7 protein-coding genes are annotated in these 10,679 nt (G+C 75.6%); 2 read left to right on the top strand and 5 right to left on the bottom strand.

All coding sequences use genetic code 11. The annotated features are described in order from the left end of the window. Positions 1 to 2,633: hypothetical protein (locus ACBR40_RS03015; protein WP_371247270.1), on the top strand; the 2,633-nt coding region annotated here is incomplete at its 5' end. 103 nt (positions 2,634 to 2,736) lie between these two features. On the opposite strand, the gene ACBR40_RS03010 is transcribed toward ACBR40_RS03015, so the two are convergent. Both ACBR40_RS03010 and ACBR40_RS03005 read right to left on the bottom strand, forming a co-directional pair. After that, positions 2,737 to 3,162 carry a hypothetical protein gene (locus ACBR40_RS03010; RefSeq protein WP_371247269.1) on the bottom strand — a complete coding sequence of 142 codons (426 nt, stop codon included), beginning with the start codon at positions 3,160 to 3,162 and terminating at the stop codon, positions 2,737 to 2,739. A 76-nt stretch (positions 3,163 to 3,238) separates the two neighbouring features. Then, positions 3,239 to 3,766 (bottom strand): XdhC family protein, encoded by a 528-nt coding sequence (locus ACBR40_RS03005; protein ID WP_371247268.1) that lies wholly within the window; start codon positions 3,764 to 3,766, stop codon positions 3,239 to 3,241. 147 nt (positions 3,767 to 3,913) lie between these two features. Between ACBR40_RS03005 and ACBR40_RS03000 the strand changes: the two genes are divergently transcribed. Continuing rightward, the gene (locus ACBR40_RS03000; RefSeq protein WP_371247267.1) at positions 3,914 to 5,164 is read left to right on the top strand and encodes an AI-2E family transporter; all 1,251 of its coding nucleotides are present in this window, start codon (positions 3,914 to 3,916) and stop codon (positions 5,162 to 5,164) included. A gap of 167 nt (positions 5,165 to 5,331) precedes the next feature. On the opposite strand, the gene ACBR40_RS02995 is transcribed toward ACBR40_RS03000, so the two are convergent. The 3 genes from ACBR40_RS02995 to ACBR40_RS02985 are packed head-to-tail and all read right to left on the bottom strand — an operon-like array spanning position 5,332 to position 10,603. Next, a complete protein-coding gene (locus ACBR40_RS02995) occupies positions 5,332 to 5,970 on the bottom strand; it encodes a hemerythrin domain-containing protein (protein WP_344216546.1) in 639 nt (212 codons plus the stop codon). A 34-nt stretch (positions 5,971 to 6,004) separates the two neighbouring features. Beyond that, entirely contained in the window at positions 6,005 to 9,229 is a 3,225-nt protein-coding gene (locus ACBR40_RS02990) for an AAA family ATPase (RefSeq protein WP_371247266.1), read from the bottom strand. 39 nt (positions 9,230 to 9,268) lie between these two features. Continuing rightward, positions 9,269 to 10,603, bottom strand: coding sequence for an amidohydrolase family protein (locus tag ACBR40_RS02985; RefSeq protein WP_371247265.1), 1,335 nt, complete (start codon positions 10,601 to 10,603; stop codon positions 9,269 to 9,271). Between the last annotated feature and the right edge of the window lie 76 nt (positions 10,604 to 10,679).

Genomic DNA, 10,679 nt, shown 5'->3' with positions numbered 1-10,679 from the left:
GGGGGGGGGGGGCGGGGGCGGCGCGGCCCGACGTGGTGCTGCGGCTCGGCGCGGAGGAGCGCCGCGAGATCGCCGGCCGGCTGCGCGCGTACATCGGCGAGGCGCGCAAGGCCGCCCACGCCCGGTTCGACGCGGCCCAGCAGCGGGCGCGGGAGGCGGAGGAGCAGGCCAGGCGGGAGTTCGTCAGTGAGCACGTGGAGCGGGGCGTGACCGAGGAGGTCGCGCAGCGCTGGTGGTGGGAGAGTCCCGACCACTACCACCACCGGCACAGCGTCCCCTGGAGCCGGCGCAACGTCTGGATCGCGCCCCTCCGCGTCGTGGGAGCGGGCACGCTGGGCGGCACCGCCGCGGTCGCCGACTGGCTGCTCAGGCGCGACTTCGCCGAGTGGGGCGAGACGATGCCGATCGAGCCGCTGCTGCGGGTCGTCGCCGCCCGGCCCGCGGAGTGGCAGGCCGACCTCGCCACGCGCCTGGCCGCCCGGCTGCGGGGCACCCGCGCCCAGCTCGACAACGGCGCCGCCGGGCTGGCGCTGGAGCTGCTGCGCCGCACCGGCGCCGAGCCGCCCGCGCACGAGCCGCTGGTCGTCGCCTGGGCGTCCATGGAGCCCCGCCTCGCCACCGACCCGCTCGCCCCGCACCTGATCCCCCGGCTGTTCGAGGCCGAGGGCGTGGGCCGGGCGCTGCGCGACGACCGGGCCGACGCCCCTGCCGGGCGGTCCTGGCTGCGCGCGCTCGCCAAGGCCTCGCCGGTCGGGCACGAGCAGCTCGTGGCGGGCTGCCTGAGCCGCTTCCTGCGCGGCGGCACCGCCGCCGACCTGCGCTTCTTCGTACGGCTGCACGACCTGCTCGATCCGGCCCCCGGCCAGGAACAGGTCCGCGACTACCTGCGGCTGCTGCCCGCCGCGCCCGGCCCGGTCGCCGAGCTGGCCCTGCGGATGCTGCGCGGGCCCGGCGTCACGCTGAGCGGCGAGGAGGTCGGCGAGGCGGTGACGGCGCTGCTGTTCCGGCCCGAGAGCAAGCTCGTACGGGCCGGGCTGACGCTGCTCGACCGGGCCGCCCGCGACACCTCCGGCGACCTCGACGACCTGGCGCCGGCGCTCGCCTCGGCGTTCCTGTGCGAGTCGTACGAGGTGCGGGAGCGCGCGGTCCGCTGGGCCGTCAAGCACGCGCGGCGCATGTCGGCCGTGGGGGCGGAGACCGTGCGGGAGGCGGCGGCCGTCCTGCCGCCCGACCTCGCGGCCCGGCTGACCCCCGGCTACGGCGCGGTCGAGACCGAGGCCGCGCCGGCCGATGTCTTCGAGCCGGGCGAACCGCCCGTGTTCGACGCGCCCGGCCGCCACCCGGTCCGCCCGGCGATGGAGACGCTGACCGGCACCTTCAACCGGCTGGATCACGAGTTCGCCTTCGACCGCTGGCTCGACGGCTTCGTCCGGCACCCGCACGCCAGGAGAGCGCCGGACGAAGTGACGGACCTGCGCCAGACGAACGAGTGGTTCAATCTGGAGCGGTGGACGGAGGCGCTGCTCCGCGCCGCCGCCGGGGAGGCCGTCGCGCCCGCCGCCGATGGGCGGCTGTCCGTCCCGGGGCCGGTCGCGCCGCTCTACGGGGCCCTGATGCGGCGTTGCGCCGAGGTCCACGCCGCGCTGGTGGAGGGGACGCTGCCGCCGTACCTGCTGGCCACGCCCACCTGCACCTCCGGTCACCTCGACCCGGCCGAGCTGGTCGCCAGGATCGAAGGCTACGAGCGCGAGGGTGTCCGGGCCCTGCCCGACGACCTGGGGCAGGCGCTGCTGAGGCTGCCGCGCGCGGTGGACCCCGATGTGGTGGCTCGCGCCGGCCGGCTGACCTCGGAGGCGGGCGTCACGCTGGCGCGCTGGCTGGCCGACCGGCCCGAGCCCGTCACGAGCGTCGAGTGGACCGGGAAGCCCGGCGAGCGCCCTCGGCCGCTCGTCCGGCACGAGCCGACCGGCATCGCGTTCGTGGACGCGCTGTTCTGCGAGTCGCCGTCCCGCCGCTGGGTGAGCTACTACCAATCGGCGTGGTGGCTCGTGCTGCCCTCCGACCGGGAGGTCCTGGCCATGCATCTCGTCCCCTATCTGTACGGCGACTGGCGGGGGCCGGGCGGCCTGCAGCCGGCGATCTCCCGGCTCTGCCACCAGGAGGGACCTGTGGGCGAGGGCATGGCGCTGCTGCTGGGCATCCTGCTGGGCGAGGAGGGCTGGGACGCCGAACGTTGCAGGGAGCCGCTGCTGCGCGCGGTCGCCACGGGTTCCCTGCCCGCCGTCGAGTGCGGCAGGCAACTGGGGCAGTGCCTGCGCCTGCTCGACCGCGTCAGGCCCACCGTGGTGGTGCGGGCACTCGACGAGTGCGCGCGGCGGGGCGCCCACCGGGAGGTCTGGCAGATCATGAGCGGCCTGCTGCCGGTCTACCTGCCGGGGCCGGGCGAGCGGGCCACCACCGCGCACACCCGGACGCTGGAGTTCGCCGCCGAGGTGGCCGGGTGGGCCGGAGCGCGTGGCGTGATCCCCGAGGTCGCGGACCTCGCCGCCCGCACCGGGTCGAGCGGGCTCGTCCGCGCGGCCCGCCGGCTGCACGGGCAGCTCGCACAGGAGGACACCGGCCCCGCCCGCTGAGCTTCACGCCCGCGCAGAGGGACGCCGGCCCCGCCCGCTGAGCTTCACGCCCGCGCAGGAGGACGCCGGCCCCGGCCGCTGACCGTCACCGTCCGCGCGGCCGTCAGCCGCCCTGGGTCCACACCGTCCGCCAGCGCGAGCACTTGCCGGTCGGCCGCGTGGCGGTGCCCCGGCAGACCTGGATCCTGATCTGCAGGACGCCGCCGACGTTCTTGCGGAACGTGCCGGTGCCCGGCTTGCAGTTGTAGATCCCGTGGGTGCGCCAGCGGCCGTTGCGGGCGCTCTGGTATTTGATCAGCGCCCACGAGCAGCCCTTGCCGTAATGGTCGTCGAGGTTGCCCGTCACCGCCAGGCCCGACTGGCCGACGACGACCTTGCCCCAGGCCGTGGCCATGCCGTCGGTGGAGTGGACGGCGCCCCACTTCCAGCTCGTGGGCGCGGCGGCGGCGGGCTGCGCGGACGCGGTCAGCGCGACGGCGGCGGCGACCGCGGCGGTGGTCAGGGCGCGGGTCAGCAGAGGTCTCTTCACGTGTACCAGAGGTACCGGGGCCGACTTGCGGACCGCTTGGAAGCGAGCGGCAGCGGACGGCAGCGGGGCGGCGCTGTCAGAAGGCGAACCCGCCGGGGCGTCCGTTGCGGTCGGCGATCAGCCCGGCCAGGGTGGCGACGGCGATCTCCGGCGGGGTGCGGGAGCCGATGTTGAGCCCGATCGGTCGGTGGACGCGGGCCACCTCATCCGGCGGCACGCCGAGGTCGGCCAGCGCCCGCACGTGCGGGCCGACGTGGCGGGGGCTGCCCATGATGCCGATCCAGCGGGCCGGCGACTTCAGCAGGTCGCGCAGGACGGGGCCGATCTCGTCGCGGTGGTGGTCGGTGAGCACGACGTCGGCGGTGGCGTCCACGTGCCCGCCGATCTCGCGTACGGCGGGGAACCCGTCGAGGCCGCGCGCGGGGTCGGGCTCCAGCAGGACCGGCCGGAAGCCCAGCTCGGCGCCGATGCGCAGCAGGCTCTCGGCCACCGGGGAGGCGAAGACGGCGACCAGGGTGCGACCGGTCTCGCCGCCGCTCTCCTGGGCGGGGGCGTCGCCGTGGGCGACCTCGCAGGCCGGGTCCTCGTCGTGGGTGTGGGTCATGTCGGCAGTCTGACATGTGACGGCGGGTCGCAGGGGGTGCCCTGACTGTCCGGCAACGATTCCATCACGGGGTGAATATCCGGCGGCGGCCGGGACAGTAGCCATGCCGGTTCTCCCCGATTCGGGCCCTGCGTAGAAGAGGCCGACATGACGCGCCCGCTCCCCCCGACCGGCCCCGGCGCCGATCACCCCACCCCCGCCGGCGCCGCCGCCGACAGACCCGCCGGCGCCCCAGGCGGCCCCGCCGATGCCTCAGGCGGCGCGGCCGGCGGTGACTCCTCCCGCCTGCCCGCGGACGAGGCGCGTGGTGAGCCCGCCGCCTCGCTGGCTCGGCGCGGCGAGGCCGAAGCCTACTTCGGCCGCCCCGGACGCGCCCTGACCCGCCATCCGTTCGTGTTCGGCTTCACCGCCGCGCTGGGCGTGCTGAGCGCGTGGCTGCTGGTGCAGGCGCTGGCCGCGTCGGCGTCGGTGCTCATCCTCATCGCGGTCTCGCTGTTCCTCGCCATCGGGCTCAACCCCGCCGTGCGGTGGCTGGAGGAGCGCGGGCTGTCGCGGCAGTGGGCGATCGCGGCGGTCTTCACCGCCGTGATCGTCTTCTTCGTCGGCTTCGGCGTGGCCGTGGTGCCCCCGCTCGCCACGCAGACCGGCGACTTCGTCACGCAGCTCCCCACCTACATCGGAGAGCTGCAGAACCACCCGCAGATCCGCGCGCTCGACCAGCAGTACCAGTTGCTCGACCGGCTGCAGCAGTACCTGCTCAGCGGCGATCTCGGCCGCCAGGTCTTCGGCGGGCTGCTGGGCGCGGCGACGGTGGTGGTCAGCGCCGTGTTCTCGGCGCTGACGGTGCTCATCCTGACGTTGTACCTGCTGGCGTCGCTGCGCTCGATCACCTCCCTCGGCTACCGGCTGGTGCCCGCGAGCCGCCGCGAGCGCGTCCAGCTGCTGGGCGACGAGGTCATCAAACGGATCGGCGGGTACGTGGCGGGCAACCTGCTGATCTCGCTGATCGCGGGCGTCACGACGTTCGTCTTCCTGTCGATCGCCCGCGTGCCGTACGCGCTCGCGATCTCCCTCATCGTGGCGATCACCGACCTGATCCCCCTGGTCGGCGCCACGATCGGGGCGGCCGTCGGGACGCTCGTCGGATTGTTCGTGTCGGTGCCGACGGGCATCGCCTGCCTGATCTTCTTCATCGTCTACCAGCAGATCGAGAACTACCTGATCGCGCCCCGGATCATGATGTCGTCCGTGGACGTGCCCGCCGCGGTCACCATCATCGCGGCCCTGATCGGCGGGACGCTGCTCGGCGTCGTGGGCGCGCTGCTCGCCATCCCGATCGCGGCGGCGATCCAGCTCGTCCTGTACGAGGTGACGCTGCCGCGACAGGACCGGCACTGATCGGCAGGTGTAATCGGACAACTACTGTGGGTATTCGTGGTCTGTCAGCCACGTTTTCACCCATAGGAGAAGTCATGCGTCGTGTTCTGCTCGTTCTCGCCCTCGCCGTCGCCGCCGCCCTGGTGACGCTGTTCCTGCCGCCGGGGCGGCGCTGGCTGAAGCGCTGATCAGCCGAAGATCTGGGCGGCGCGCCGCTCGTACGCGCGGCGCCAGCTCAGCCGGTAGAGCACCCGCAGCAGGAAGGGCGCGGTCGCGAAGATGTGCGCCCGCTGCTCCTCACTGGCGGCGTCCAGCGTCCAGGCGGCGACCATCGGCAGGTCGCGCCCGTGGCTCTTGCTGACCGCCTTGCCCGCCTCCTCCCACCACTCCGGCGTGACGTGCGCCCGGATCAGCGGCACGACCTGGGACTCCTCCAGGTCGAGGTGCGCGTTCAGCAGCTCGTGCAGGCGGCGCAGGTCCGCCGCCTGCTCGGCGGCCGGGCGGCTCGGGCCGGTCAGGCGCTCGATCACCACGTCGATCTCCTGGTGGTCGGACTCCAGCCGGTCCAGCACCTCGACGGCCGCCGGCACCAGGCCGCGGAGCAGCGGCCAGATGTTCTCGTCCTCGTCGCTGTGGTGGTGGTGCAGCGCCCGCAGCTGCATCGCCGTGTGCTCGTCGATGAGCGCGCGGCGGGCCTCGTCGGTGTCGGGGCAGCGGTCGAGCGCGTCGGCCAGGCGGCCGAAGTCGCGGCGCAGCCCGCGGTGGAAGGCCAGGAACAGGGTGAGGTCCGGGCCGGCGTTCGTGGCAGGTGTCGTGTTCGTCGTCATGCGGCCACGATGCGACGGGGCACTGCAGGACGACTCAACCGGCGCTTGCGGCGCGCTGCGCCCACCAGGTCAGGCCCGCCTGCTCGCAGCGGCGGACGGCCGCGCTCAGGTGGGCGCGGCGGGTGCCGGGGTCCTCGGCCAGCAGGCCGAGGTAGTAGCCGACCGGCCCGGCGGGGAACGTGCCCGCGCCGATCGCCAGGCGGTCCTCGTACGGCAGCAGCCGCCGGTACATCTCCCGCGCCGCCTCCGCGTCCCCCGCCGCCTGCCAGGCGAGCCCGACCAGGCAGAGCGCGGGCAGCTCGCCGAAGTCGCGGGGCATCGGCGGGCGGCCCTCGCGCCGGGCCGCCTCCAGCGCCGCGCCGTCCCCTTTGGCCGCCGCCGTCAGGATGCGGACGGCCTGCCGGTGCGCGGGGAACGGCGAGAAGCGCTCGATCAGCTCCTCGTCCTCGACCGGCTCGCCGTGCAGCAGGTGCGTGGCGACGACCGCCGAGTCCAGCGCGGGCCGGGTGTGCCACAGGTTGAGCCGCTCCCCCGCCTCGGCGGCGGCGGTGTACGCCTCCTCCGCCCCGGCCCGGTCGCCTTCCATCAGGCGGCGGGCGCCGCGGTAGATGAGGTGCTGGAAGCGGGGCCAGGGCAGGTCCAGCCGTTCGACCAGCCGGTCGGCGCGGTGGGCGGCCTCGTCGGCGGCGCGCACGTCGTACAGCTCCAGGCGGGTGCGTTCCTGGATCAGCCATCCGAGCAGCTCGAAGCCGGGCAGGCCGAGGCGGGTCAGCTCGTCGCCGATCGCGTCGAGCTCGCGCAGCCGCTCGGGAAGCTGGATGCCGAGGTAGCGGGCGTTGAGCGTGACCGCCAGCAGGCGTTTGCCCGCGCCGGCGGCGACCAGGCGGCGGGCCATGGCGAGCGCCTCGGCGGTCGCGTCGTCGCACCGGGGGTCGGCCGAGCCGTCGTAGCGTTCCATGCCGAGGCAGCCGAGCAGGCGGCAGCGCAGCTCGGAGTCGCCGGCGGGGAGCCGGTCGAGCACGTCCTCGACGCGTTCGACGACGTCCACCTCGGTGTCGCCGTAGGTGTAGAACTTCCACAGTCCGGGGGCGTCCAGGCTGGTGAGCGCCTGCGCGGTGAGGGTGTCGTCGCCGGTGGCGTCGGCGGCGAGCACGGCCTCGTTGCGCGTGGCCCGCGCCGAGAAGCCGTCGCCCGCGTCGAGCTGGGCGCGCACCAGGCCGAGCAGCAGCCGTACGTGCCGGGACGGGTCCGCGCCGGGGATCCGGCCGTGCGTGTCGGCGGCCCGCCGCCACCAGGTGACCGCGTCGTCGTAGGCGTGGCGGGACGCGGCCCGCCCGGCCGCCGCCACGCACAGCTCCACGGCCTCGGCCGTCGCGGCCGGCCCGGCGGCGAGGGCGTGCGCGGCCATCGTCGCGGGGTCGGCGGCGGGGCGGCTGGCGAGTCCGCGCAGCACGGCGAGGTGCAGCGCGGCGCGGCGGGCCGGGGGCAGGTCGGCGTAGCAGGTCTCCCTGATCAGGTCATGGGTGAACGTACGGTCGTCGGCGAGCAGCCGGGCGGCGCGAGCGGCGGCGACGGCCTCCTCGACCGGCACGGCGCCTGCCTCGGCCGGCGTCACCGCCGCGAGCGCCCCGGCGAGGAGGAGGTGGTCGGTGGCGTCGCCGGCGACGGCGGCGGCCTCCAGGACGGCGCGGTGCGGCGCGGGCAGGCGGCCGATGCGCTGGCGGAGCACGTCGGCCAGCCCCTCGGGCACGGTGGCGAGAGCGCGGGCGAGCCCCCCGCCGGCGGCCAGGTGCAGGGTCTCGCGGATGAACAGCGGATTGCCGCCGGTGCGTTCGGCCAGCGCCGCGGCCTGGCCGTGGTCGAGCCCGGACAGCTCGGCCACCGCGGCGGCGTCCAGCCCGGCCAGCGGCAGCCGCAGGGCGTGACTGCGGCTCACCATGGCGAGCGCGTCGTACATAGCGGGCGGGCCCTCGCCCGAGCGCACGGTGATCACCACGGCGACGCGGCCCCGCAGCAGGCGGGCCAGGTCGGCGAGCAGTCCGAGCGAGGCGGTGTCCGCCCATTGGAGGTCGTCGATGAGCAGGAGCAGGGGGCGTCCGGCCGCCGCGGCGGCGAAGTGGCGGGCCACCTCGCGGTGCAGCCGGAACCTGGCCTCCCCCGTCTCCCCCTCCGGGTCCCCTGGAGCGTCGTCGGCGTCGAGGAGCGCGGCGGGCGGCTCGGCTCCGCCCTGCTCCAGCAGTTCTCTGGCGATCTGCCGCCAGGGCCACAGGGGCGGAGCGCCCGACCTCTCGTGGCAGTGTCCCCAGGCGACGAGCCAGCCCCGGGCCTGCCGCCCGCGCGCGAACTCCTCAGCCAGCCACGTCTTGCCGATCCCCGGCTCGCCTGAGATCACCGCGATCCCGGTGCGCCCGGCCTCGACCTCGGCGGCCAGCTCCGCCAGCCGGTCGAGCGGCCCCGCCCGCCCCACCACCACCGGCCCCCCGCCGGTCACCCCCGCACCCGGTGACGCGCCGCCGGGCGCGGGATCGGGTAAGGCCGGGGTGGTCTCGCCGAGTGCCGGGTCCTGGGTGAGGATCATGGACTCCAGGCGGCGGAGGCCGGGCCCCGGGTCCAGCCCGAGCTCCTCGGCGAGATGCCGCCGCGCGGTGCGCAGGGCGTCGAGCGCGTCGGCCTGCCGCCCGAGCCGGTACAGGACCCGCGCCAGCGCCTCCCACAGGCTCTCGCGCAGGGGGTGCGCGCGGGCCAGCTCCGCCAGCTCGGCGGCGGTCGCCGGCGAGGGCGCAAGCGCGGCCAGCCGCTGCTCGCGGGCCGCGAGATGGGCCTGGTGCAGGCGTTCGACCTCGGGCCGCAGCCAGGGGACGTCCGCGAACTCCTCGTACGGCGTCCCCCGCCACAACGCCAGCGCCGCGTCCTGGTCTCCCTCGGCCGACAGGCGGGCGAACTCGTCGGCGTCGAGCCGGTGCGGGCCGAGCGCGTACCCCGGCGGCCGGTTGACGAGCACGGCCGACGGGGTGCGGGGGGCGCGGCCGGGTTCGAGCAGGCGGCGCAGGTGGGAGACGTGGGTGTGGAGCGTTCCGACGGCGCGGGCCGGCGGCTCGCCGCCGTAGAGGGCGTCCAGCAGCGCGTCCACGGAGACGGTGGCGCCGCGCGCGAGGAGCAGGCGGGCCAGCAGCAGCCGGGGACGCGGCCCGCCGACGTCGACAGGGCGTCCGTCGACGCTCACGGAGAAGGGGCCGAGGACGTGGAACTCCACCGCCATGCGGAGATTGTGCCACGATCTTCGGTTCTGTCACCCGGCTCAGAGCGCCGGGAAGACCTCCGGTGCGGCTTCGCGCAGGTGCTCCTGGGTGCGTACGGCCGCGTCGAGCGCCTCCCGCAGCGGGCCCAGCAGGACGCCGTCGCGCTTGAGCAGCCGTCCTTCGACCATGACGTCCCGTACCAGACCGGGGTGCCCGCCGAGCACGAGGCTCGCGGCGGGCTCGACGACCGGCGCGGTGGCGGCGCCGCCGGTGGCGACCACGATGAGGTCGGCCCGCTTGCCCGGGGTGATGCTGCCCGTACGGTCGCCGAGGCCGGCCGCGGCGGCGCCGCCGGCGGTCGCCATGGCGAGCAGGTCACGTGCGGACAGCGGTTCGGGGTGCCCGGACTGCCGGTGCTGGGCGAGGGCGGCCCGCATCTGCGCGAACAGGTCGCCCGACGTGGCGATCTCGGTGTCCACGCTGAGCCCGGTCACCATCCCGGCCGCCTTGAGCCGGCCGGTGGCGGGCGTGCCGAGGCCGGGCATGGTCAGCTCGATGAGCGGCGACACGGCGGCGGTGACGCCGAGGTCCGCGGCCAGTTTCAGCTCGTCGTCGCCGCAGCCGCAGGCGTGCACGATGGTGATCGTCTCGTCGAGCAGGCCGAGCGTGTCGAGCTGGGTGAGGCTGCCGGCGTTGCTGAGGTGCATGGTGGCGCGCAGGCCGAGCGCCCTGGCGAGTTCCAGGTCGCGCTTGACCGCGCTCGCCCGCGACATCTCGGGGCCGCGGGCGGCGAGCGCCATCGTCACCCGGGCCGAGTCGTCCGACAGCCCGGCGCGGACGCGGTGGACGTCGTCGGGCAGCACGGCGTCGCTGTCGCCCACCCAGCGCATCGGGTCGGTCTGCGGCCAGCCGTAGGCGAACACCGCCCTGATCCCGCTCTCGCGCAGCGCCGCGACGGCGGCGTCGGAGTGTTCGGGGGTGTTCTGGATGTGCGCCCAGTCGACGAGCGTGGTGATGCCCGCCTCGATCGCGCCGAGCGCGCCGAGCAGCGTGGCCGCGTGCACGTCGGCCGGGCGGAAGGCCGGGCCGAGGCGCAGGAAGGCGGCCCCGAGGTAGTCCATCAGGCTCCAGCCGAGCCCGAAGTGCCGGGTGGCGGACTGCCAGGTGTGGCGGTGGGCGTCCACGAGGCCGGGCAGGACCAGGGCGCCGCCGGCGTCGAGGACGTCGGCGGCGGGCGGCAGCTCGCGGCCGGCGGGCAGCACGTCCGCGATGCGGCCGTCGCGCACGGCCACGGTCGCCGGGCCGTCGGGGACCGCCGCGTCCATGGTGATGAGGTGGCCGCCGGTGATGATCAGGTCGTACGGGGACATCGTCTTGGACATCGCCTTGGACATCGTCTTCCTCCCGGGTCGGTGATGCCGTGTTCGTGGCACGACCCGATTTGTGCCATGACCCTCTTGTGGCGGACTC

It is taken from the genome of Nonomuraea sp. AD125B (genome assembly GCF_041402765.1).
In the GTDB taxonomy this organism is placed as follows: Bacteria; Actinomycetota; Actinomycetes; order Streptosporangiales; family Streptosporangiaceae; genus Nonomuraea; species Nonomuraea bangladeshensis.
The sequence above is the reverse complement of the archived record's forward strand: the minus strand, read 5'-3'. Positions and strand labels throughout refer to the sequence as shown.

Excerpts from the sequence above, each read along its gene's own strand:
- ACBR40_RS02995 (WP_344216546.1), bottom strand. The coding sequence starts at position 5,970 with ATGACGACGAACACGACACCTGCCACGAACGCCGGCCCGGACCTCACC.
- ACBR40_RS03000 (WP_371247267.1), top strand. The coding sequence starts at position 3,914 with ATGACGCGCCCGCTCCCCCCGACCGGCCCCGGCGCCGATCACCCCACC.
- ACBR40_RS02990 (WP_371247266.1), bottom strand. The coding sequence starts at position 9,229 with ATGGCGGTGGAGTTCCACGTCCTCGGCCCCTTCTCCGTGAGCGTCGAC.
- ACBR40_RS03005 (WP_371247268.1), bottom strand. The coding sequence starts at position 3,766 with ATGACCCACACCCACGACGAGGACCCGGCCTGCGAGGTCGCCCACGGC.
- ACBR40_RS02985 (WP_371247265.1), bottom strand. The coding sequence starts at position 10,603 with ATGTCCAAGGCGATGTCCAAGACGATGTCCCCGTACGACCTGATCATC.